General features: G+C 39.7%; 25 protein-coding genes. 14 read left to right on the top strand and 11 right to left on the bottom strand.

Annotation, left to right across the window (positions count from 1 at the left end):
• The first annotated feature begins 79 nt into the window (after positions 1 to 79).
• Complete coding sequence (gene fre, locus H5161_RS12885; protein WP_149594663.1) at positions 80 to 793, top strand: NAD(P)H-flavin reductase; 714 nt, start codon at positions 80 to 82, stop codon at positions 791 to 793.
• Positions 794 to 960: 167 nt separating this feature from the next.
• The gene (locus H5161_RS12880; protein ID WP_138489806.1) at positions 961 to 1371 is read left to right on the top strand and encodes a CBS domain-containing protein; all 411 of its coding nucleotides are present in this window, start codon (positions 961 to 963) and stop codon (positions 1369 to 1371) included.
• Positions 1372 to 1425: 54 nt separating this feature from the next.
• Here H5161_RS12880 and add read toward each other — a convergent pair whose 3' ends face one another.
• The 8 genes from add to cyaY form a co-directional block, all read right to left on the bottom strand.
• A complete protein-coding gene (add, locus tag H5161_RS12875) occupies positions 1426 to 2427 on the bottom strand; it encodes an adenosine deaminase (RefSeq protein ID WP_182769465.1) in 1002 nt (333 codons plus the stop codon).
• Between the two features lie 127 nt (positions 2428 to 2554).
• Complete coding sequence (locus tag H5161_RS12870) at positions 2555 to 5242, bottom strand: CHASE domain-containing protein (protein ID WP_182769464.1); 2688 nt, start codon at positions 5240 to 5242, stop codon at positions 2555 to 2557.
• 51 nt (positions 5243 to 5293) lie between these two features.
• Entirely contained in the window at positions 5294 to 6403 is a 1110-nt protein-coding gene (locus H5161_RS12865; protein ID WP_182769463.1) for a heme biosynthesis HemY N-terminal domain-containing protein, read from the bottom strand.
• On the bottom strand, positions 6400 to 8241 hold the full coding sequence (locus H5161_RS12860; protein WP_182769462.1) for a uroporphyrinogen-III synthase: 1842 nt from the start codon (positions 8239 to 8241) through the stop codon (positions 6400 to 6402). The genes H5161_RS12865 and H5161_RS12860 overlap by 4 nt, the downstream gene beginning before the upstream one ends.
• On the bottom strand, positions 8242 to 9180 hold the full coding sequence (gene hemC, locus H5161_RS12855; protein ID WP_024594617.1) for a hydroxymethylbilane synthase: 939 nt from the start codon (positions 9178 to 9180) through the stop codon (positions 8242 to 8244).
• A 35-nt stretch (positions 9181 to 9215) separates the two neighbouring features.
• On the bottom strand, positions 9216 to 10193 hold the full coding sequence (locus tag H5161_RS12850; protein ID WP_182769461.1) for a DUF2914 domain-containing protein: 978 nt from the start codon (positions 10191 to 10193) through the stop codon (positions 9216 to 9218).
• A gap of 22 nt (positions 10194 to 10215) precedes the next feature.
• Entirely contained in the window at positions 10216 to 10872 is a 657-nt protein-coding gene (locus H5161_RS12845; protein ID WP_002960978.1) for an alpha/beta hydrolase, read from the bottom strand.
• Positions 10869 to 11192, bottom strand: coding sequence for an iron donor protein CyaY (gene cyaY / locus H5161_RS12840; RefSeq protein WP_002960979.1), 324 nt, complete (start codon positions 11190 to 11192; stop codon positions 10869 to 10871). The genes H5161_RS12845 and cyaY overlap by 4 nt, the downstream gene beginning before the upstream one ends.
• 168 nt (positions 11193 to 11360) lie before the next feature.
• On the opposite strand from cyaY, the gene H5161_RS12835 reads away from it, so the two are divergent.
• From H5161_RS12835 to H5161_RS12800, 8 genes are all read left to right on the top strand, one after another.
• Positions 11361 to 11555: an LPS translocon maturation chaperone LptM gene (locus tag H5161_RS12835; protein WP_024594615.1), complete on the top strand. Its 195-nt coding sequence runs from the start codon at positions 11361 to 11363 to the stop codon at positions 11553 to 11555.
• On the top strand, positions 11556 to 12809 hold the full coding sequence (gene lysA, locus H5161_RS12830) for a diaminopimelate decarboxylase (protein ID WP_002960983.1): 1254 nt from the start codon (positions 11556 to 11558) through the stop codon (positions 12807 to 12809).
• A 64-nt stretch (positions 12810 to 12873) separates the two neighbouring features.
• Positions 12874 to 13704 (top strand): diaminopimelate epimerase, encoded by an 831-nt coding sequence (dapF, locus tag H5161_RS12825; RefSeq protein ID WP_002960987.1) that lies wholly within the window; start codon positions 12874 to 12876, stop codon positions 13702 to 13704.
• Entirely contained in the window at positions 13701 to 14312 is a 612-nt protein-coding gene (locus tag H5161_RS12820) for a DUF484 family protein (protein WP_182696170.1), read from the top strand. The genes dapF and H5161_RS12820 overlap by 4 nt, the downstream gene beginning before the upstream one ends.
• A complete protein-coding gene (locus H5161_RS12815) occupies positions 14309 to 15253 on the top strand; it encodes a tyrosine recombinase XerC (RefSeq protein ID WP_024594613.1) in 945 nt (314 codons plus the stop codon). Before H5161_RS12820 ends, H5161_RS12815 begins: the two co-directional genes overlap by 4 nt.
• Before the next feature lie 10 nt (positions 15254 to 15263).
• On the top strand, positions 15264 to 15971 hold the full coding sequence (locus H5161_RS12810) for an HAD-IA family hydrolase (RefSeq protein ID WP_182753011.1): 708 nt from the start codon (positions 15264 to 15266) through the stop codon (positions 15969 to 15971).
• Between the two features lie 28 nt (positions 15972 to 15999).
• Positions 16000 to 17103 carry a retroviral-like aspartic protease family protein gene (locus H5161_RS12805; protein WP_182769460.1) on the top strand — a complete coding sequence of 368 codons (1104 nt, stop codon included), beginning with the start codon at positions 16000 to 16002 and terminating at the stop codon, positions 17101 to 17103.
• A gap of 21 nt (positions 17104 to 17124) precedes the next feature.
• On the top strand, positions 17125 to 17481 hold the full coding sequence (locus H5161_RS12800) for a HopJ type III effector protein (RefSeq protein ID WP_182769459.1): 357 nt from the start codon (positions 17125 to 17127) through the stop codon (positions 17479 to 17481).
• Between the two features lie 22 nt (positions 17482 to 17503).
• On the opposite strand, the gene H5161_RS12795 is transcribed toward H5161_RS12800, so the two are convergent.
• Both H5161_RS12795 and H5161_RS12790 read right to left on the bottom strand, forming a co-directional pair.
• On the bottom strand, positions 17504 to 17899 hold the full coding sequence (locus tag H5161_RS12795; protein ID WP_182769458.1) for a GNAT family N-acetyltransferase: 396 nt from the start codon (positions 17897 to 17899) through the stop codon (positions 17504 to 17506).
• A gap of 40 nt (positions 17900 to 17939) precedes the next feature.
• Positions 17940 to 18245: a DUF6482 family protein gene (locus tag H5161_RS12790; RefSeq protein WP_002961002.1), complete on the bottom strand. Its 306-nt coding sequence runs from the start codon at positions 18243 to 18245 to the stop codon at positions 17940 to 17942.
• 89 nt (positions 18246 to 18334) lie between these two features.
• On the opposite strand from H5161_RS12790, the gene H5161_RS12785 reads away from it, so the two are divergent.
• From H5161_RS12785 to H5161_RS12775, 3 genes are all read left to right on the top strand, one after another.
• Positions 18335 to 19033: a pseudouridine synthase gene (locus H5161_RS12785; RefSeq protein ID WP_182769457.1), complete on the top strand. Its 699-nt coding sequence runs from the start codon at positions 18335 to 18337 to the stop codon at positions 19031 to 19033.
• 107 nt (positions 19034 to 19140) lie between these two features.
• On the top strand, positions 19141 to 19515 hold the full coding sequence (locus tag H5161_RS12780; protein ID WP_007377323.1) for a BlaI/MecI/CopY family transcriptional regulator: 375 nt from the start codon (positions 19141 to 19143) through the stop codon (positions 19513 to 19515).
• 9 nt (positions 19516 to 19524) lie between these two features.
• A complete protein-coding gene (locus H5161_RS12775; RefSeq protein ID WP_182769456.1) occupies positions 19525 to 20733 on the top strand; it encodes a TonB family protein in 1209 nt (402 codons plus the stop codon).
• A 73-nt stretch (positions 20734 to 20806) separates the two neighbouring features.
• Here the strand turns inward: H5161_RS12775 and H5161_RS12770 are convergent, their stop codons facing one another.
• Positions 20807 to 21190, bottom strand: coding sequence for an MAPEG family protein (locus tag H5161_RS12770; protein WP_182696178.1), 384 nt, complete (start codon positions 21188 to 21190; stop codon positions 20807 to 20809).
• Between the two features lie 239 nt (positions 21191 to 21429).
• Here H5161_RS12770 and H5161_RS12765 point away from each other — a divergent pair, with 239 nt between their 5' ends.
• Positions 21430 to 22308, top strand: a complete 879-nt coding sequence (locus tag H5161_RS12765; protein ID WP_404936165.1) for an EamA family transporter — start codon at positions 21430 to 21432, stop codon at positions 22306 to 22308.
• Positions 22309 to 22335: the final 27 nt, after the last annotated feature.

Raw genomic sequence — 22335 nt, 5'->3', positions numbered from 1 at the left:
AAAATAACCCTGCAGATATGCTAGAATCTAGCTATTCGATTGCGTATCTGCTGTTAAAAGCGCTGCTAAAAGGTAAAAAATGCAAACATTAAAAGCTGAAGTTGTAGCTATCAGCCCACTTACAGAATTTGTTCATAAAGTAATTTTAAAGCCACAACAACCTGTGACCTTTGAAGCTGGCCAATACATGCAACTCGTATTAGGCGAAAAAGACAAACGTGCTTTTTCTATAGCTAGTCGCCCTTCACAGTGCGATGCAATAGAACTGCATATTGGCGCCTCAGGTGCCGATTCGTATGCAATGCAATCGTTAGAGCATTTACGAAACGCCCATACCACAGGGCAGTTAGTAGACATTGAAGCTGGCTTGGGTATTTCACAGTTGCGCCTGCAATGTGAGCGCCCTATTATTTTACTCGCCGGTGGTACTGGTTTTTCATACGCAAAATCAATGGCTGATCATTTAGCTGAAATAAAATGCGACCGTCCTGTGTTGTTTTACTGGGGCGTAAAAGAAGAATCTGCTTTATACGCACACACAGAAATGCAAGCATGGGCAGATAGCCATGAGAACTTTAAGTTTATTCCTGTAGTAGAAAATCCATCTGCTAATTGGCAAGGACACACTGGCTACGTACACAAAGCAGTAATGCAAGATATTGTGTCACTAGAACCATACGATATTTATATGGCAGGTCGTTTTGACATGATAGGTATTGTCCGTGATGACTTTATTACTCATGGTGCAATTCGTGAAAACATGTACGCAGATGCATTCGCATTTATCAAATAATTGAAATTTACTTTCAGTTATAAATAAAGGCACCTAATCGGTGCCTTTATTTTTATAACAATAAATATTTAATAGTTAAAACCTATCAACTCCATCAATATAAACAATTTCCTAAATCCCTATCTATAAACCATACTTTGTATAGAACATCAGCGGGAGAGACCCAAATGCTAAATACAAAAGTAAAAGATTTTATGCAACGCAAGTTGCCAAATATCACACCAGATACAGAAATGACGACAGCCATAGCAGAACTACAAAAATTTAAACTACTTGGCGCACCAGTATTTGATAAAGATAAATGCTTAGTTGGATTTATATCAGAGCAAGAGCTGTTACAACCACTTACGCAAAGCAGTTATTTTTGTGATGGGATGGTTAAAGTATCGCAGCTTATGCAAACAGAGGTAGTGACCGTCAGCGGCGATACCAACATTATTGAGCTTGCACAGCAGATGCAGCCTGGTAAACCAAAAAACTACCCTGTTGTAGAGGGCATTAAAGTAATCGGTATGATCAGCCGAGCAGATGTACTTAAAGCACTTTACGATAATTACATAAGCTGCCAAACACACTAAATTGCAGATACAAAAATGCCGCTTATATAAAGCGGCATTTTTAATGCTCTTACATTAACGTGCGCTAACGAGTGATAAAAGTTCTTTTTTATCGCCATCGCTTAAAAATGCTATTTCTAACGCATTTTTTTGGGCTTTTTCCATATCAGCTTGAGATAAGCCTGCTTTAGGTGCAGCAACGGTATATTCATACTCAATTTCAATACCTTCAACCGCAGGATCATCAGTATTAATACACGCTAAAATACCATGATCTAAAAACTGTTTAAGTGGGTGCTTAGTTAAATCGTTTACTGTACTGGTTTGAATATTACTTGTTAAGCATGACTCAATACCAATACGGTTATCGCGTAAATAATCCATTAGTTTTGGATCTTCAATTGCTTTAACGCCATGCCCTATTCTGCTCGCACCCAACTCATTAATTGCTTGCCAAATACTTGGAGCGCCAAGTGCTTCTCCAGCATGAATAGTCGAAGCTAAATACGCATTTCGTACTTGTTTAAAGTGCTCTACAAACAACTCACCCGGGAAACCAATTTCGTCACCGGCTAAATCAACAGCGACTAAATCATTTTTAAATGCGAGTAATGCATCAAGCTCTTTTTGACACGTTTTTACGCCATAAGTACGCGATAAAATACCAATCAAGTTAGCTTTTATATTTGCGCCCTTTGTTGCTGATTTAATACCATCAACAACTGCCTCTGCAACGCCTTCTGGGTGTAAACCTTGGCTTTGTGCCATGTAGTAAGGGCTAAATCGAAGCTCCACATAATCAAGACCTTGTGCTTGTGCATCTTCAATGTTTTCAATTGCGATACGTCTACACGCATCGTAGTCGCCAAGCACAGTAACTCCCCAATCTAACTTTTGTAAAAAAGCCATGAGGTTTGGTTCAGGATCAATAACTTGAACATGAGGGATTAATGCTTCAACGTTATCTGCAGGTAGCTCTATATTAAACTGTCGACCAAGTTCTAATATGGTTTGCGCACGTACATTACCGTCTAAATGGCGGTGAATATCTAGCAAAGGTAATTTTCTATTGATCATAATAGCAACCCAGTTTAGTTAAATTTGCGCGCATGATACGCAGATACAGTTATTTTTCAAGTCTATATGATTTGCGGTAAGTTTTAGCGGTCATATGTCTGCTTTTTGTGCAAAAAAATGATATGGCTTATTTTCCTGATAAGTGATGCCAAAGAGTTTTAAAAAGCGTATTTGCATCAATAGGTTTGGTAATATAGCCATTCATTCCACAGGCTAGTGCCTTTTTAACGTCATCGTCATGGGCGTTCGCCGATAGCCCTATTATGGGTAAATCAATTAACTCTAAATCACGACGAATTACTTTTGTTGCTTTGAGTCCATCCATTTTTGGCATTTGAATATCCATAAGCACAATGTCGTAGCTATTTTCGGCTAGCTTTTCTATGGCTTCAAAACCATCGTTAGCAATGTCGGCAATACAGCCTTTCGTTTTTAAAATAGCATTAGCAACATGCTGATTAAGTGGATTATCTTCTACTAAAAGTAATTTATAGCCTGTAAATGATAATGTACTTACGTCTATTTCGTTGTATTGCTGCTGAATTTGCTCTGCCTTTGGTAAAGGCGATATTAGCGGCAAACTAAATGTAAATGTAGAGCCTTTACCTTCATAACTAACTAAATCAATTGCACCACCCATTAACTCAACCAGTTTTTTGCAAATACTTAACCCTAAGCCTGTACCACCATATTGGCGTGAGGTTGAGCTATCAGCTTGTGCAAACGGTTTAAACAATTGTTTTTGTGCTTCGCTACTAATACCAATACCCGTATCGTTAATACTAAAATAAGTCATTTTTTTCGATTGCCAAATTTTCAGAGTGATTTCACCTTCCCCTGTAAATTTAACCGCATTATTGAGCAGGTTCAGCAGCACTTGTTTTAAGCGGATTGGATCGGTATTAATGACCAAATTTGATGTTTTATCAAAATCGAGACTTAACTTTATTGATTTAATATCAGCCTCAAATTGAAGTAAATTAAGCATTTCATCAGCTAAACTCGCTACATTAATAGGCTCTTGCATTAAGTCTAGCTTGCCTGCTTCCATTTTTGAAAAGTCGAGCACATCGTTTAATACCCTCAGTAAAACACCAAGTGCCCCATCTGCTTGCTCTATGTAACTTCTAGCTTGTTGCCAATCGTTTTGCTGGAGCGCTAAATAATGCAGCCCTTTTATACCGTTAATAGGGGTGCGGACTTCGTGGCTCATGTTTGCTAAAAACTGCCCCTTTATATGACTCGCTTCATCTGCTTTTTGTTTTTCTTTGCGTAGTGTATGTGTTTGCTTGGCCACTTGTTCGCGAATTTGTATGTTTGTACCAGTAACTGAAATCAAAAATGTAATCAATAACCACACAAACAACATACCTACTATTTGTGCAAGCCAATATACTAACCAAGACGTTCTAACTATTGGCTCATATAACTCAACCTGCCACATACGTTTGCCAATCAACAATTGATATTCTTTAAATAGCGCTTGCGAATTAGCGGTATCTGCAATATAAATTGCCTGCTTTTTCCCTGGTATCGTTGTATCAAAAAAACTAGCTGAAATTGAGCTGTTGTGATCAAATAATAGTGTTTGCGATAAGCGTTTCAGACTGACTATCGCTGCCACAAAGCCTTGAAAATCATCTTCGGTAGAGGACTCTCTAAAAACAGGATATAAAAAAAGCACACCGTGTTCGGCTGTATTTTGGACCAAGTTAATTGGCTCACTTAGTGCAAGTTCATTAAGCTCTTTCGCTTTGCTAAGCGCTGCACCTCTTACTTTACTAGAAGCTAAATCAAACCCTAAAACATCTTCATTACCTTTTAAGGGATATACGTACTTTACTGGAAAGTAATTACTACGCGTACCTGCTGGTTGCCAAGCTCCATCTAGTGACTTTTCTTTTATGTATAGAGGTTTGCCTGTGGCTGGATTTTCATGCATTTCAAAATCTGCGAGTTTATTTGCTGGTATATAAGGTATCCATTCAAATGCTAAAATTTCTTGGCTGTAGCCCAACTGCTTTGAAGTAAATTGTTTAAACTCTTTAAAATCCACGTCACTGCTACTAGCAAAATATGTAGCTAATAAGCCTAAATGAGCAGTAATACCATCAAGCTTTTGGCTTATAGCATTTTGCACAGAAAGTATTTTGGCTTCTTGCTTTTGAATATCTTTTTCTTTTTTAACACTAGCAGCGCCATAAAAACTAACGCTGATCAGTATGTAAATTAATAGCGAGGGTAAAATTACCAGCATACGGTGGCGTACTTGTGTGTAATTAAAAGCGGCGAGTACTAAAGGTGTAAATATAAGTACGCCAATACTGTCGCCAATCCACCATGCTATAAAGTTATCAAAAATAGCATTGGTCGGAATCACATTATTCAATGCTAATAAACTTGTTCCTACACCTGCAGCAATAACACAACATATTGGCCCCGCTACTATTAAGCTTTGAACACTGTGTTTTAAAGAAGATAAATCCAACGGCGCTTTTATAACATTCACTATAATTTGTCGGCCAATCCAAGCCTGTAAAACAGAGGCTAAAGTAATGCCTATAGCTTGTAAAAGAACAATAAAATGAAAAATATCTACGGTGCGTTCAAGATGAATTAAGTTAGTACAAAAAGCCCCAATAATAAGGCCAATAAATGACTTACGTCCCCAAATTAAAAAGCTCGCTAAAGCAATTCCTGAGGGCGGCCAGGAGGCGACCGCATAGCCATCTACAGAAAGAAGTGAGTTGCTAAAGTATCCTGTAAAGAAGTAAGCACAAGCCAAGCTAAGGGTTAATATTAAAAACTTTCTCAAAGCTTGTGCTCCTGAACTACAAAAAATGCTAAGTAGTTATAGTGTAGTCATTTATTGATATAAAACGAGCGCCTTTTCTGCCTGTGCACTATTTTTATAACTCAACACAGCTTGTTCAGAGAACTGTTTTTTATTTTCACTATTCAGTGCTTTATCAAATATTCTAGCTGCTAAGTCATAATCACCCTTAGCATTAGCAAGGCAAGCTAGCGCAAGTAATAGTGAATTATTTGAATCATCCTTCTTAAGCCGTTCTTGAATGCTTATTTGCAACTTAGCTGCATCGGCTGCTGTTGCTTTACTTAATATATTTGCAAGCTCTAAGTGTTGCTCACTATGCTTAACCATCTTAATTAAGTCACTTTCAATAACAGCCAATTGACCTGCTTGCGCCATTTGCATTAAATATGCGGTGTGGGCATGAGCTTGCAGCTTTTTAGGCAGCTGTTTATATTTTTCACCCAGCTTGTCTGCATCTAACGCATTAAAATAAGCACTAAATAACTGCGTCCACTGTGCATCAGTAAGTGCTTTTTTGCGCAGTAAACGCGGCAAAAAGTCTTCCAGCGCACCAAAGTGTTGTTGCTGTACTAATACTTCTGCATAAAGTTTTAACTCAAGTGCGGTGGCTTTTTTAGCTTCTGCGCTAATACGCATTTGTGATTCAATCGCACTACTATCGCCACTTGCCAACCATAGCTTTGCTACTTTTAATTGATGCTCTGGGCTTATTTCAAATAAACGCTCAAGTGCTTTATCTGTTTGATTATTAGCAAGCGCTGCTTTTGCAAGTAATGCTAAGCGAATATCTTCAAACTTATCTGGTACGCTATTACCCGATAAAGCCTGTTCTACGTGCTCGTAATCATCATTAATAGCACTCCAAAGAGCCTGCTCAATAGCTGCTTGTTTGCGCTCTTGGCTACGTGCAAAAAAGCCATGCTTAGTATTATGATAAATCGATAATAAATAACGAATTAACTTATATGTTAAATATAAAACAACAGCGGTAATGACTGCCATTATACAAAACGATACTATCGTGCCTTCTATCGTCGTATTGTTAAATGAAATAAGTACATAACCTTTTTCATCTAGAACAAATGGAGTAACCGCTAGTACAACAACAATAGCTACAATTAAAATAATTAGCCCTATCATTGCGCCCACTCCTTAACCTTTTGTGTACTGTTTAAGGTTACTTTTGGATTAAAGTTAAGCTGCTCTTTTTCAAGTTTAGACAACGCTTTAAGTACCGTTTTAGTTGTATCATCGTCTTGCTTAAAGTACTCACCAACTAAACGTTTTGCTTCACTTAAGGCGCTAAAGAAAATACTCGCCTGCTTACTCATAAGTGCATCTTGTGCCTGAGTTATATTAAGCTTGATTCGTTGATTTATTAAATGGCGCTCTTGATCCGTAAGTAATGGCTCAATGGAAACACCCTCGTGCTGACGAATAGTAATAAAGCTATCCACAATTTTATTCCAGCTATTACTCAAGTTTTGCTGCCAATCACTCACGTCACCACTTAAAGCATTTTCATCTATTGCAGCTGCTTCTTCTGGTAAATTAACTGCATTAAAAACTAAGTCGTCAATACTGCTTAGTACACTGTTTAGCTGTAAATAAATAGCCTCTGTTGCAATAGGTTTAAGGCTATCAAGTGTTTGTATATCTTGCATAATCGCTTGGCGAACTTCAACTGTTCCTGGATGTTCACTAAGTAATCCATCTAAGCGCTTTAAAACAGCACTAGTGCCTTGGTAGTCTTTTTCAGCCCATAGTTTAAACTCAGCCATACGCTGTAAGCTGGTTACTTCTTGCGGGTTTAACGATGAGCCTTGTTGCTGCGCCTTTTGCAAAGCCGCTTTTAGTTCTTGCTGATTTTGAACTGCACTTTCATTTAGGGCTGCGGCAACTTTTTCTTCACTATTAAACAGCGCTTGTTGCAAATTAGATTGCGCCGATTTAAGTGCTTGCAGCTCCTGGGTGAGTAACTTATTTTGCTCGCTTAACTCATTAACGGCTAGGTTTTGCGCCTTACCAGCATTTAATTTTTGATAAAACTCGTATCCAACACCAGAGGCCACAATTAACGAAATAAGAAGCGCAAGTACTGCAACCTTACTTATTTTTTGTTTACTTTTGTCTGCCGTATTTTTTGTAGCTGTAGGCTCTTGCTTAGTTGATTTAGCAGAGGTCGTGTTAGCTATTGTTGGTGTGGCTTTTTCTGCCGTTACTGGCTTTGACTGTTCGCTCATGTTGCTACCTTGCTGATTTATGCAGGTAAACATAGCATTATCGCTAGCCCCTGCTGCAATGTGTATATTAGCCGAACTTACCTGTTGCAGCTTTAAATAAGCGGCTATACGCTCGCTAGCAACATAAAATCGGCACTGTTGTAACCATTGTAGTTGGTCTGCAGTAAGGCTTTTAAATATAGCATCAACTGCTGCATTACTTGTTATGACTATACCGTGTACATTCTGGCTTTTCCAGTGGTCTGTCCAGTTAGAGGTAATACTCTCTGTCGGTTCACGTTTGTACACAACACAATTATTCAAAAAAGCACCGCGCTCTTTGAGCGTTTTAGCTAACTCAGGGCGGCCACCTTGGCCCTTAACTAATACTATATTACAGCCATCCACCTCGGCGAGTGATTTAAGCGCAAGTAACCCTTCTGAATCATACTGCTTTGGTACTGCTGCGCGCACACCAAATTGCTCATATATAACATCGGCTGTTTGTTGTCCAACCGCATAAAACTGCGCTTTGGTATTTATATCTGGTTTTAATTGCGAAAGTGCACTGACTGCATCTTGCGATATAAATATTATTTTATCTGCATTTAATAGTGGACTAAGCTCAGTGCTGGAGGGTGTTAAATGCGTTATTTTTAATACCGGAAATAAAGACGCCTGATAACCCGCTTGCTCAAGTTGCTGTGCAAGGGCTGCGCCTTTTCCTTCGGGCCGAGTTATCAGAATATGTGTCATTTATGCGTCTCTATAAACTTCAGCTAGTATTTTGTCTGCACCTTGAGCTAGTAATTTTTTAGCAAGCTCAATACCTAGTTTTTCTGCGTCATTTACATGGCCTGTTACTTCGTCACGTAAAATTTCGCTGCCATCAACAGCACCAACTAAACCACGTAAATGCACTTGTTCGCCATCAACCAATGCATAAGCACCAATAGGAACTTGGCAACCACCTTCTAAATAGCGATTCATCGAACGCTCTGCGTTTACGCGAATACGTGTTTGTGTATGCTCAAGTGGTGCAAGTAATGCTTTGGTTACTTCATCATCAATACGACATTCAATACCTACAGCGCCTTGACCATTTGCTGGTAATGACACTTCTGGCTCAATGTAGTCAGCAATACGCGACTCCATTTCTAAACGAATAAGCCCTGCAGCCGCTAAAATAATAGCATCATATTGGCCGTCATCTAATTTACCTAAACGCGTATTTACATTGCCGCGTAAATCACGAATATCTAAATCAGGGCGAAGTGCCTTAATTTGGCACTGGCGGCGTAGGCTCGAAGTACCAACAATAGCGCCTTGTGGTAGCTCACTTAAATTAGCAAAATTGTTTGATACAAACGCATCGCGTGGATCCTCACGCTCACAAATAGTATGCAGTGCTAGCCCTTGAGGAAACTCTACTGGCACATCTTTCATAGAATGTACGGCAATGTCAGCTCGGCCATCTAACATTGCTTGCTCTAGTTCTTTAACAAATAAGCCTTTACCGCCAATTTTAGCCAATGGCGTATCTAAAATTATATCCCCTTGCGTCGACATTGGGACTAATTCTACGCGCACATCTGCATGAAAACGCTCAAGCTCTGCTTTTACAAATTCGGCCTGCCAAAGTGCTAGAGCGCTTTTGCGCGTTGCGATGCGTACTAATTTTGTTTTTTCTGTCATAGGGGTATCCAATTAATTACTGCGTTTAGCCAGTTTTAGTCAGCTAAAATTCTAAATTCTTTTTGGGCAATTAAATTACCTTGCTCATCAACTACATCAACACGCCAATGACCTGTTTGTGTGTTCATTATATTTTTTGTTGAGTACGTTCTGTAACGAGGCGAAGTAACATTAAGTGTAATTTCAGCCATCGTTTCACCTTCAAACGACCAAACATGCTTAACTTGCTGGCCTTGAAGGTTTTTAATCTCGCTAAAAAACGATAACCCTTCCTCAAACTGGCTTAACCTAATATCAGCAGCAAACACATTAGTAGGCTCACGCTTACTTACTTTACGAGTAAGTACCGCGCGACTAATTTTACCCGTGTCTATTTGCGCCCCCAATGCCACACTTGCCACATGTGCTGTAGAGGAAAAACCTTCAGTGCCACTCAATGCGCCATCATCACTTTCTAACTCTAAAAGTAAGTCACTTTGACTTGCAGGCTCAGTTACGTTTTGGGCTTCTGCGGTTTCTTCTTGCACATCATTATCAAGGTTTGAGTTTAACTCTGTATTAATACTTTCGCTTTGATCAGTAACAATATCGTTGTTAGCCAACAAAGCCGGGGGATTATTTACAAGGTCTACTTCGGCAGGTGTATTACTTGAAATGCTTAGTTGAGTCTCATTTTGCTCAGCTAACAAAGGTTCAATACTCGCTTGAGTTACCTCTACAGACTCAGCAGGGGTATTGATTCCTGATGATTGAGGCTCAACATCCATTACCTCATCGCTTGTTTGGTTTTCAGCGTTACTGCTGAAATTTAAGAATTGTTCCTGCTCATTTGGGTGCTCACCTTGCTCTGCATTAACAGAGGTGGTTAAGCCATAAACAACTGCTGCAGAGGTCATTAATACCAACATAGCAATACTCACAATACGACGCCAATTCCACTCGTAGCTTACCGTTGGTACGCTCTGTTGTAATTCGCGTTTAACATTTGCTTTTATAACTATTTTTTGACTCATATTGACCTCAGCGGTTCCAAAATTAGCTTAAACGAGCAATTAACCATTGGCGAATAGCTTGCAATTCTTCTGCGCAAACTTGATGAGCCATTGGATATTCTTGCCAGCTTACATCCATGTTATGTGCTGTTAATACTTCAAACGCATTTCTACCCGCACTGTGCGGTACAACGTTATCTTGGCTACCATGAGCCATAAATACGTTTAAATCAGTATGTTTTGCTTCATCAGCAAATTTGTGTGGCACACACATATAAGTAGAAAGCGCCATAACACCCCCAAGCTTTTGCTCAAAGCGCGGCGCTAAATGCAAAGACACAACACCACCTTGAGAAAAACCAGCTAAAATTATTTTATTAGCAGGAATGCCATTAGCAATTTCTTTATTAATTAACTCTTCTACCTTTGCAGCAGAATCTCTTACGCCTTGTTCATCGGCACGCTTATCTAATTCTATAGACTTAATATCGTACCAAGAGCGCATTTCCATGCCACCATTTATGGTGACCGGTTGCACTGGCGCATGCGGAAAAATAAACCGTATACCAAGCTCGCTTGGTAAATTTAGCTGCGGGGCTACTGGCGCAAAACCATCCCCAGAGTCACCTAAACCATGTAACCAAATAACCGTTGCTTTATGTTCACTTTGGGCTGCATATTCTACAAATTCTAAACTCATAGTGATGATTGCCACTTAACTTCTTGGCCTGCTTGGCGAGTTGAGGCTTCATTTATAAACGCCCAAAATTCAGCGCCAGAGCGGTTATCAATCCATAACCCATCACGCATTTCAAAATGATGTCCGTTAAACTTAGTCGCAACCCATACTTGATGAAGAGGTGCTTGCTTATTGATCACTATTTTACTTTTATCAGGAAAAATAATTTCTAAAATACCTTGTGCCGATTCATAATCTAAATCAGCTTCGCAATCATCAACCTGCTCTTCAATAGTGAACATAAGAGCTTCGGCTAATTGGTGATATTCGTGTTCAGTCATTGTTATTTCCTTTGCAGGCGAGCCGCCTAATATTGGGTACGTTTTAGCTTTAAATTAGCTTTAAAAATGTGCAGCTAGTGTAACAGGAATAAAATCATCCGCGAATAGCTGCATTTTTTAGATATTCTGTTACTCTGCGATTATAAAGCCAGCAACCGTATTAATCTAATGAAAGCGACACATACCTTACAATTAAAAAGACTATTAATAAGCACTGTACTGTTAAGCGCCTTAGCTGGCTGCGGACAAAGCGGTCCGTTATATTTACCAGAGCAACAAACAGAGCAAAACCAACCTCAAAATACAGCTAAACCAGCCACTACCGCTGAGCAAGCTAAAGCATCGCAAAGTCAGGAGCAATAAATGGATTATTTTAACTACAAAAACAACCAATTATTTGCCGAAGACGTCAGCGTAGCAAGCATAGCGCAGCAATACGGCACGCCGTGTTATGTATACTCGCGTGCTACATTTGAGCGCCATTACTTAGCATTTGCTAACGCCACTAAAAATCATAAAAGCTTGGTATGTTACGCTGTAAAAGCAAACTCAAATATTGCCGTACTTAATATATTAGCGCGCTTAGGATCGGGTTTCGATATTGTATCTAAAGGTGAACTAGCGCGTGTAATTAAAGCGGGAGGCGATGCTTCTAAAGTGGTTTTTTCAGGCGTGGCTAAAACGTCTGACGAAATAGCTTACGCATTAAAACTGGGCATTAAATGTTTTAATGTAGAGTCGGCGTCTGAGCTTGAGCGTATTTCTGAAGTGGCTTGCGAGCTTAACCTAGAAGCGCCTATTTCTATTCGCGTAAACCCAGACATAGATGCAAAGACACATCCGTATATTTCTACCGGTTTAAAAGAAAATAAATTTGGTATTGATATTCAAACAGCAGTGAGTGTTTATCAACAAGCAGCGGCTTTACCTGGTTTAAAAGTAATTGGTGTCGATTGCCATATTGGCTCTCAATTAACGCAAGTTAGACCTTTTTTAGAAGCCCTTGATAAATTAATGGCGCTTATTGATGAGCTAAAAACTAACGGTATTGAGCTAACTCATTTAGATATTGGCGGCGGTTTAGGTGTGCCATACGACAACGAGCAACCACCACACCCAAGTGAATATGCAGCGCAAGTTACCGAACGCTTAGCTAACTACAAACATCTTGAACTTATTTTTGAACCAGGGCGCGCTATTGCAGCTAACGCAGGTATTTTGGTCACTCAAGTTGAATTTATCAAACAAAACCAAGACAAGTTTTTTGCAATTGTAGATGCTGGTATGAACGATATGCTTCGCCCTGCGCTTTATCAAGCGTGGCAAAAAATTATTCCGGTATCCGTTCGCGACGACGAAACACCTACTCACAACTTTGATATTGTGGGTCCGGTGTGCGAAACCGGCGACTTTTTAGGAAAAGACCGCGAACTTGCACTCAAACAAGGCGATTTACTTGCACAACGAAGTGCGGGTGCATATGGCTTTACAATGAGCTCAAACTACAACTCGCGCCCGCGTGTTGCAGAAATTATGGTAGATGGTCAGCAGCATCACCTTATTCGTGAACGCGAAACTATTGAAAGCCTTTATCAAGGTGAGAAAGTTTTACCATAAACGTTTTTGTCTACTAGCTGCTCTGTGGCATGATTAGCACAGAGCAAAACCGAATTAGAGCGCTATGTTAGTTAATTTTTCCAAAATGCACGGCTTAGGTAACGACTTTGTTGTGATTGATAACATTACACAAAATGTTTTTTTGTCGCGAGACCAAATCAAAAAACTGGCAGATCGCCACTTTGGCATTGGCTTTGACCAATTGCTGATGGTTGAAGCACCATATTCACCTGATCTCGACTTTCATTATCGAATTTTTAATGCCGATGGTACCGAAGTAGAACAATGCGGTAACGGCGCACGCTGTTTTGCCCGCTTTGTACGCATGAAAGGCCTTACTAACAAGCACAAAATTAGTGTATCGACTAAGTCGGGCAACTTAACGCTCTACATAGAAAAAGACGGTCAAGTAACTGTTAACATGGGCCATCCTAATTTTGAGCCAAGTAAAATTCCGTTAAAAGCCAGCAAACGCGAGCTTACTTATATTATTAGAACGCAAGAACACACTGTATTTAGTGGCGCGGTATCTATGGGTAACCCGCATTGCGTGCTAGAGGTTGACGACGTAACCACCGCGCAAGTTGATATATTGGGTCCATTACTTGAAAACCATGAACGCTTTCCCCAAAAAGCGAACATTGGCTTTATGCAGGTTGTATCGCAAGAACACATTAAGCTAAGAGTGTGGGAGCGTGGCGTTAACGAAACCCTAGCCTGTGGCACAGGTGCGTGTGCAGCAATGGTGATTGGTCATATGCAAAATAAATTATCAACAACCGTTCAAGTAGATTTGCCGGGCGGTACTTTGCAAGTGCGCTGGAGTGGTGAAGGTCACCCGGTACGTATGACTGGTCCCGCAGAGCATGTTTTCGACGGACAAGTAGCACTATGAGCGAGCTAAGTACAGAGCAGATTATTAATTACTTACAGCAACATCCTGACTTTTTAGTTCATCACCCCGAGCTACTCGCACAACTTGAGCTGCAACAGCAAGCTCAAGGTGCAACGTCACTAGTACATATTCAGCAACGTCAATTACGCGAGCACAACACGCTTTTAAAAAGCCAAATAGATGCTATGAGCAAGCATGCAACGCAAAACGAGCTCGTATATCGTTTGTTTAGCCAATGTCATCGCCAGCTTTGGAATCATGACGACTTTGACACTCTTGCAAATAATCTACGCAATATAATCTGCTCAAGTGAAGATGTTAACGACTGCAAATTAGTAAAATATAATCCCGAGTACGACGAGCTTATTGCGCATCGCCTTACCCATTCTGGGCATTATTTAGGGCGAATTAATAAACAAGAGCGCGAACAATTATTTAGTGAAGATACACAATCCGTCGCTATTTATTTAATTGGCGACACCAAGCACCCTATCGCTATTTTGGCGTTTGGTAGCAATAACGTAAACCATTTTGAGCCCGCGCAAGATAACCTGTTTGTGCTCGACTTTATAAACGCATTACACCTGCGGTTACAAAAACTAGCATGAGTGACGATGCGCCTAATATTACCGCGCTAAGCGACCACTGGCGTACACCCATAACGCTATTTAGCGATTATTTAAAGTTTGAAAAACAATATTCAGCGCACACAGTTAATCAATACGTAAGCCAACTTGGCTTTGCAGCCCTTTATTTTAGCAAACTATGTGATGACTGGTTTGGCGTACAAGGCGAACATATTCGCCGCTACAGCATGGCACTGCGATCAAAGCAATTAAGTGGCCGTACAATTAGCTTAAAGCTCAGTTGTATTCGCAGCTTATATAAGTTTTTAAAAGCAAAAAATATTGCCGAGCAATCGCATTACCATAATCCGGCAATAGGTATAAAAGGCCCTAAGTTTGCAAAGCCCCTACCTAAAAATCTCGATGTAGATCAAATGGCACGCTTGCTCGAAATACCCGACGACGAACCTCTCGCAATTAGAGATAAAGCAATGATGGAGTTAATGTATTCTTCAGGGCTGCGTATAAGCGAGTTAGTTGGCGCTAACATGCAAGATATTAGCGCTGCCAATGGTGAAATTTTAGTGCGTGGTAAAGGTAATAAAGAGCGATTAATTCCGGTGGGCAAAAAAGCGTTAGACGCATTAAAAAAATGGCTCACAATACGCCCTCAGTTTGCAAAGCCCGATGAAATAGCAGTATTTTTAAGTAGCCAAAAAAACCGTATTTCGATTCGCCAAGTGCGCCTACGCATGCAAGAGTGGGGAATAAAACAAGGCATTAGCTCGCAGGTTCATCCGCATAAGCTGCGCCACTCGTTTGCGTCACATATTTTAGAATCATCTGGTGATTTACGCGCCGTGCAAGAGTTACTAGGGCACAGCAGTTTGTCGGCTACACAAGTGTATACGCATTTAGATTTTCAACATTTAGCCAAGGTGTACGACAACACTCACCCTCGTGCAAAAAAACGAACTGATTAGGTAAATAAAAATGATCCGATTTAATCGTGCTATTAAGCCATTTTCTGTCATGAGCTTTGATTTAGACGACACTCTTTACAACAATCACCCCATTATAAAAGCAGCGGTTAAAGCGCAGCAAAATTATTTAAACGCGCTCCCGAGCTACTTAGCCCAAGGCCCAAAATACTGGCAACAATGCCGCAATGAGGCCGTATTAAAGTTACCTGAACTTGCTGATAACGTCACTAAATGGCGCCAACATACACTGCGCTTAGCCCTCTCTAAACTAGATTTGAACGAGCAAGAGGTAGAGCATCATGCCGATGCTGCCTACAACGCCTTTGCCGATGCGCGCAGTAAAATAGTGGTAACCGACGACGTACTAAAGCTGCTAGATAACTTAGCCCAGCACTTTACGCTGGTTGCTATAACTAATGGTAACGTTGAAATTGAACGCTTTAACTTACACGATAAATTTGAGCTTGTATTACAAGCCGGCATGCATGGTAAAGCAAAACCTCACAGCACCTTATTTGATAAAGCCGCCGAGCACTTAAACGTTGCTAAAAGTGAAATTTTACACATTGGTGATAGCCTTGATACAGACGTACAAGGCGCAAATAATGCCGGTTGCCAATCGGTATGGTTAAACGATCAAGGCGCCAATTATGCTTATAAAGGGCTGGCTGATATTGAAATAGCCAATATTCATGCCTTAACGCACTTTATTAAATAATACCAATTGCATTAAATAAGAGGTCACAATGAGCCACTATACCAAGCTAATTACCTTGCTATTAATTGGCTCACTTAGCCTTAACGCTTATTTATTGTGGCCGCAGCCCGCGCCAACCAAAGTACAAAAAACGCAAGGTGCTGAAAAAAGCATATCGCCTAAACAACAAAATACGCTATTAAATACGGCAAAGCAGCAGTTTAAAAAACACCAATTTGAAGCCGCACTTAGTAGCTATCAACAACTCAAAAACAGCAATCCAGAAATCGCAAAAAACCTTTATTCATCGTGGCTAGTGCAGCTTAAAACATGGCTAAATAGCAATTTATTACTTAGCGAATCATTTCTCAATGCGCTATTAAATAACAGCCCTTATAACGTAGAGTTACTTAATTTACAGGTTGAGTATTTAATAAATAGCGAGCAAACACAAAATGCCATTATTGCTTTATTTGAGCTTAATTCATTACTGCCTGCTGATCAGCAAAGTAATGCAAATACACTTTTAAATACGCTCACTCAAAACGAATTACACACATTAACTGAGCAACAAAATTGGCAAGCTATTATTGAGCAAACACAAATTTGGCTTGATTATAAAAGCGATAACGCGCAGTTTTTATATCCGCTTGCGTACGCCTACTTTCAGCAAGGCGATTTAATTAGTGCACAAGCAACCCTTGATCGAATGCCAAACCAGCACAATCTAAAAAGCCAAGTGCAAACACTGCAAGCGATGATCAATAAAGCACAATCGCAAGACGACTTCGTTGCTTTAACGCCGTATGGCGCGCATTACTTAATAAACACCGAAATAAATAATAACCTATCAACCGAACTAATGATTGATACAGGCGCAAGCGTAACCTCACTACCTACAAGTATAATTGAGCAAATTTCGCCACAACCTTTGTATTTAGGCGATGTAACGGTCAACACAGCTAATGGTCAAATTGTTGTAAAGCGTTATCAAATTGAATCGTTTAAAGTGGGTTCGCAAATTATTTATGGTTTTGAAGTGCTAAGCATTGAAAACACCCGTGGGCAAGGTTTGCTAGGAATGAATTTTTTATCGCGATTTAAATTCAATATAAATCAGCAAACAGATGAGCTAGAGTTGAGCGCTAAATAATTAAAAATCCAAAGGTAACACATGACACTAAATAACTATTTAAAAGCACTTGCTGAAAACCCAAAAAGCATTCAATTTACCGATACAATGACGGTGATAGAAGCAAATTACGACTTTACTGCATGTGGCTTTAATAACCATGGATTACTTAGCGCTGCGAGTGAGAACAACGGCTCGTGTAAAATTTTTGCATTTGCTAAATTAAACGATTTAAGTAAACAAAATACGTTGGATTGTTTTGGTAAGTTTTACCGAGAAGACGTGCAGCAAAACCCTAAAGGGGATGATCATATGAACATTCGCACGTTTATGTTAGCACCAGAGGCAACACCTTTTTTAGGTATTACCTTTGAAGGCGAGCCACTAAAAGCAAAATAGTCAGCAAAAATTAAAGTGGTTTTTACATAAAGTAACGCGTACCTGAGCGTGGGTAATTATTAAGTTGATACTTAACACTATAACCGCGCTTTTCATAAAAGGGTTTTGCTTGAAAATCAAGTGTATCAAGCTGAGCAGTTGTAGCACCTAGCTCAATAGCTGCTTGTTCAAGTGCCGTTAGCAGTTTATCTGCAAGCCCTTTACCTCGCGCACTATCGCTACACCAAAGCCAACTAATCATCAGCCAGTTTCCAAACACACACCCACTAATACCGGCAACAAGCTCGCCCTGCTCATCAGTAAATTTATAGCCTAATGGCACTCTTTGCGCATCAAAGTGATCGGCGTTAAATTCAACCATTTGTGCGCGAAGCGCTGAGTTTAACGCATCGGTATTATCTACTTTTAATTGATACATTTATCGCCCTTAAAAAGCAGATACTAGCAAATTAGCTCAATCAATAAAGATTATTTTTACCATAAGGTACTTCAAGCATATTGCTGCTGGTTTTATCCGGCTGGCCGCACATTTCGTCGTAAGCGCTTGTTTGCCTTAACATCATCTGTGCGTACGCTATTTTTTCAAAACGTTTTTGTACATGCAGTGGGCTGAGTGCTCTTAAAAACTCACCGCTGTCTTCTGTTACATAATATTCAACGTTATTAATCATCACTGATACTTGATAAAGCGCCATATCTAACGAGTGAACAATAACTTTTTGTAGCGGTTCGTGCTTTTTTAACTGTGAAAATTTAATACCCATCATGTTTACCTTTTTATATTTAGCATTATCGATACGCAGCTTTGCTATAATCGCGATCAAATTTTTATTAGCCGCTGGCGTCACACGTTATGATCACAAAAATTCGACTCGCTAAATATATTGCCCATGCAGGTATTTGCTCTCGTAAACAGGCATCGCGTTTAATTGATGAAGGTGTGGTGACTGTAAATAATCGCCCAGCAAATCATATAGATCACGTTGATGAGCAAGACACAATAATAGTGAACGAAAAAGAAATTAAAGGTGCTGCCGATTTAGTTTATTTTGCGTACCACAAACCAGTAGGTATTGACTGTAAATTAAATATTGATGACCCTGCCAGCCTTATTCACCATTTGCCCACACTCACCCGTGTTTACCCTATTGGTCGATTAGATAAAGACTCTCGCGGTTTACTTATTTTGACCAACGATGGGGATTTTTGTAATCAACTAATACATCCTGATTTCCACCAGCCTAAACATTATTTAGTCACCGTAAATAAGCCTTTAGACGATGGTTTTTGTAAAAAAATGGCAGCAGGCGTACCCGTTGATAAACACATAACCCTGCCTTGTGAGGTAAATAAAATAGCCAGCAATCAGTTTAGTATTGTTTTAAAACAAGGGCTAAACAGACAAATACGTAAAATGGCGCATTACTGCGGATACAAAGTTATTGATTTATATAGAGCGCAATTTAGTGACCTTGCACTAGAAAGTTTAAACCTCCCTGAAGGGCAATATATCCGCATTAATAAAGCTGATATTTTAAAAGCCCACAGCTAACCTCCTGCCTATTAGGTAAAATAACACGCTAAAAAGTTAAAAATAAACTTGCAAAAATAGATTACAGGTGTAGTCTTAAATTAAAGATTACACTTGTAGGCGATAAAATGATTGAATTATCAAAAGCAGAGTTTGACGTGCTCGACGCACTTTGGATTAACTACCCCGCCACCGCGAGCCAAATAATTGAGCGCTTAAGCGACGATAAGCAATGGCACGAAAAAACCATTAAAACCCTGCTAGGTCGACTAGTAAAAAAAGGCGCACTTACATTTGAAAAAGAAGGTCGCCAATATATTTATACTCCCTGTATGGAGCGCGCCGACTACACCCTAAAAGAAAGCCAAAACTTTATTGAGCGATTTTTTAGTGGGCGTATTGCGCCACTTGTGAGTGGCTTTGCTAAATCGGAGCAGCTTTCTCAGCAAGATATAAACGAGCTTAAAAAAGTTATAGATGACTGGGAAAAAAACCAAAAGTAAGGGATTAACATGGTTATTCAAACTGGTTTTAATTGGTTAATTGAGCAGCAATTACTATTAAGCATTTTGTTTTGTGGTTTTATTTTACTTGAGCGATTTACTTTAAAAGCCCTTGGCTCGCGGTTTGTATATAAATTAGCATGGCTATTACCTGCGGCATTGGTGATTGCTAATTTACCAAATGCGATTAAACCACTGCAAAATAGCAATATTAGCCATTACTTAATCACCCCTAACCAATCTTTTACAAACGAGGTAGGTATTAGCTGGGCGCTCATGTATGTACTTATTACCGCTGGGTTATTAATAGCTAGCTTTATTACGCATACCCGCTTTGTTAAAAGCCTGCAGTTAACTGAGTTAACACAATTTGAAGGCACTCTTACCGCTGATGTTAAAACTTATACCAGCCAACATGTAGCCACGCCAATGGTGGTCGGTATTTTAAACAGCAAGCTGGTGTTACCGAGTAACTACAATACCCAGTTTGATAAAGCCACATTAGCGCTTATTTTAGAGCACGAAAACGTACACATAAAACGCAAAGACAACCTAACAAACGCACTTATATTACTACCTACTATTTTACTTTGGTTTAACCCACTAGCTTGGTTTTGTTACGCAAGCATGCGCCGACTACAAGAGTTGACTTGTGATGAACGGGTACTTGCCAATAAAACCACACAACAACATATTTTATATAGCAAAGCCTTAATAAACTGCGCGGCAAATGCGCCCACAGGACTTATGGCTTATTCACACTACGGAGATAAAAAAACCATGTTACAACGACTAATTAATATAAAACACAGCGGGGAGCGTTCAAAGTTTGCTAAAGGTGGCTTATTACTTGTAGCCGCAAGCATGCTAAGCGGCTTAGCAATTGCAAAGCAACCAGAAGCAATGACTAAAGAGGATTACATTTCACCGACAATACGTATTGAACCTGCTTACCCAATACAAGCAGCTCAACAAGGGATCAGCGGCTCTGTTGTATTAAAATACGATATTGCAGCAAACGGTAAAACAAAAAACATTAGTGTTATTCAATCTAAACCTAAAGATATTTTTGATAAATCAGCGAAAGAGGCGCTAGCAAAATGGAAATATAAAGCATCTGATTCAGGTTTTGAAGATGTACTTGTGCAACTAGATTTTGCGATTAATAGTGAAGTGGCGCCTACCGATTTAATTGAGCGAATTAAAGTATCGCATTAACGCCACGAGTTGTTCAAGACTACAAAGCAAGCGCCCTTTTAGGCTGCTTGCTTTGTGGTTTTAAAATATAAACCTACAAACTCACCACAATCATAGCAATGGCTGTACCCAAACCAATAAACCACACTAATGAACGAATTATATCTAGGTTCATATAGTAAAATACGCAATACAAAATACGCGACACAATATGCGTAACCGCTAGCGATTCGGTCACTGCACCTACAGAGTTAGTGCCCAGCACAACTGCAATAGCGACAGCAAAAACAGCAAGCGATTCAAAACAGTTTTGATGAGCAGAGAGCGCCCGTGCACCAAAGCCGGTTAATTTTGTTTGTTGCGCCCTTGGGTGTTTATTGTCGTATCGACCTAATTTTGCCATTGCTATAGCAACCGGCACTTTTGCAAAGTAAGGCATTAATACCGCAAGTAATGCACATACAACTAATGTTGTCATAATTTATCCTTTTGATGTTTCGGATAATTTAGCATAAGCATAATAAAAAAGCCGCCAGATACGTTTTATGACAAACTCTGGCGGCTAACAATAACATCAGACCTACTATAGCTAAATTTATCCTAAAACCCATGCGACATAATGTCGCAGATGATGAATATTCAACATCATAGTTAATGCATCGCTTTACTTCACAAAGCTTGTTAACTTTACTGCCTTACATTTTAACGATGACGACCATGACCTGGATATTTTTCACTTTTTTAGCCGCCTTCATGCAAGCATGGCGTAATGCCCTGCAAAGTAAATTAAGTAACGATGTGAGTGTGGCTGGCGTAACACTCTCTCGCTTTATTATCGCAGGCCCTATTGCTGGCGTGTATTTATATGGTTTGTATCAATATCAAGATACAGCCATGCCTACGTTTAATAATGCCTTTTGGGGATTTATTGTAGGCGCAAGTGTGATGCAAATACTTGCCACTGGTTTAATGGTTAAGTTATTTAAAATGAATAATTACGCCGTAGGTGCTGGTCTTGCCAAAAGCGAGGCGTTAGTAGCAGCCATTTTAGGTGTATTATTTTTTGGCTCGGCACTTTCTTTGCTCGGTTGGCTTGGTGTGTTTTTTGGCGCTATTGCCGTATTGCTACTCAGTGGCATAACAAGCGTTAAACACTTTAATGCTAAAACAGCATTACTAGGACTGGCTTGTGGTACTTGCTTTGCACTTACATCGCTGTGGGTACGAGAAGCGAGCTTAAATTCAGGATTATTATTTCCTCACTCAGCAGCTTGGGTTTTGCTGTTTGTAATTAGCTTACAAACACTAATACTACTGGGCTATTTATTATTAAAAGAGCCGCAAACACTTAGTAAACTTTGGCAATACAAAGGTACTACAGCCGCAATTAGTGTTTTTAGTTGTGTCGGTTCTATTGGCTGGTTTAGTGCAATGAGCTTACAGCACGTTGCTTACGTTAAAACACTTGGACAGGTTGAAGTGTTTTTTACCATGCTAATTGCCGTTCTTTGGTTAAAGCAGCCACTTAAGACACAAGATACTGCTGGCTTAATACTCATAGCCATTGCCGCTGTTTTGGTTATGTTGCCGAATTAAGGGCATAAAAAAGCGCAGGCTTTTATA

Source organism: Pseudoalteromonas sp. SG43-5 (assembly GCF_014164345.1).
GTDB classification, from domain to species: domain Bacteria; phylum Pseudomonadota; class Gammaproteobacteria; order Enterobacterales; family Alteromonadaceae; genus Pseudoalteromonas; species Pseudoalteromonas distincta.
Note: the sequence above shows the minus strand (reverse complement) of the source record. Positions and strands in the feature narration are given on the sequence as shown.

Excerpts from the sequence above, each read along its gene's own strand:
- fre (WP_149594663.1), top strand. The coding sequence starts at position 80 with ATGCAAACATTAAAAGCTGAAGTTGTAGCTATCAGCCCACTTACAGAA.
- hemC (WP_024594617.1), bottom strand. The coding sequence starts at position 9,180 with ATGACAGAAAAAACAAAATTAGTACGCATCGCAACGCGCAAAAGCGCT.
- cyaY (WP_002960979.1), bottom strand. The coding sequence starts at position 11,192 with ATGACTGAACACGAATATCACCAATTAGCCGAAGCTCTTATGTTCACT.
- H5161_RS12775 (WP_182769456.1), top strand. The coding sequence starts at position 19,525 with ATGGTTATTCAAACTGGTTTTAATTGGTTAATTGAGCAGCAATTACTA.
- H5161_RS12815 (WP_024594613.1), top strand. The coding sequence starts at position 14,309 with ATGAGTGACGATGCGCCTAATATTACCGCGCTAAGCGACCACTGGCGT.
- H5161_RS12845 (WP_002960978.1), bottom strand. The coding sequence starts at position 10,872 with ATGAGTTTAGAATTTGTAGAATATGCAGCCCAAAGTGAACATAAAGCA.
- H5161_RS12790 (WP_002961002.1), bottom strand. The coding sequence starts at position 18,245 with ATGGGTATTAAATTTTCACAGTTAAAAAAGCACGAACCGCTACAAAAA.
- H5161_RS12835 (WP_024594615.1), top strand. The coding sequence starts at position 11,361 with ATGAAAGCGACACATACCTTACAATTAAAAAGACTATTAATAAGCACT.
- H5161_RS12850 (WP_182769461.1), bottom strand. The coding sequence starts at position 10,193 with ATGAGTCAAAAAATAGTTATAAAAGCAAATGTTAAACGCGAATTACAA.
- H5161_RS12805 (WP_182769460.1), top strand. The coding sequence starts at position 16,000 with ATGAGCCACTATACCAAGCTAATTACCTTGCTATTAATTGGCTCACTT.
- H5161_RS12810 (WP_182753011.1), top strand. The coding sequence starts at position 15,264 with ATGATCCGATTTAATCGTGCTATTAAGCCATTTTCTGTCATGAGCTTT.
- H5161_RS12800 (WP_182769459.1), top strand. The coding sequence starts at position 17,125 with ATGACACTAAATAACTATTTAAAAGCACTTGCTGAAAACCCAAAAAGC.
- H5161_RS12795 (WP_182769458.1), bottom strand. The coding sequence starts at position 17,899 with ATGTATCAATTAAAAGTAGATAATACCGATGCGTTAAACTCAGCGCTT.
- H5161_RS12820 (WP_182696170.1), top strand. The coding sequence starts at position 13,701 with ATGAGCGAGCTAAGTACAGAGCAGATTATTAATTACTTACAGCAACAT.
- lysA (WP_002960983.1), top strand. The coding sequence starts at position 11,556 with ATGGATTATTTTAACTACAAAAACAACCAATTATTTGCCGAAGACGTC.
- H5161_RS12780 (WP_007377323.1), top strand. The coding sequence starts at position 19,141 with ATGATTGAATTATCAAAAGCAGAGTTTGACGTGCTCGACGCACTTTGG.
- H5161_RS12860 (WP_182769462.1), bottom strand. The coding sequence starts at position 8,241 with ATGACACATATTCTGATAACTCGGCCCGAAGGAAAAGGCGCAGCCCTT.
- dapF (WP_002960987.1), top strand. The coding sequence starts at position 12,874 with ATGTTAGTTAATTTTTCCAAAATGCACGGCTTAGGTAACGACTTTGTT.
- H5161_RS12785 (WP_182769457.1), top strand. The coding sequence starts at position 18,335 with ATGATCACAAAAATTCGACTCGCTAAATATATTGCCCATGCAGGTATT.
- H5161_RS12765 (WP_404936165.1), top strand. The coding sequence starts at position 21,430 with ATGACCTGGATATTTTTCACTTTTTTAGCCGCCTTCATGCAAGCATGG.
- H5161_RS12770 (WP_182696178.1), bottom strand. The coding sequence starts at position 21,190 with ATGACAACATTAGTTGTATGTGCATTACTTGCGGTATTAATGCCTTAC.
- add (WP_182769465.1), bottom strand. The coding sequence starts at position 2,427 with ATGATCAATAGAAAATTACCTTTGCTAGATATTCACCGCCATTTAGAC.
- H5161_RS12865 (WP_182769463.1), bottom strand. The coding sequence starts at position 6,403 with ATGATAGGGCTAATTATTTTAATTGTAGCTATTGTTGTTGTACTAGCG.
- H5161_RS12880 (WP_138489806.1), top strand. The coding sequence starts at position 961 with ATGCTAAATACAAAAGTAAAAGATTTTATGCAACGCAAGTTGCCAAAT.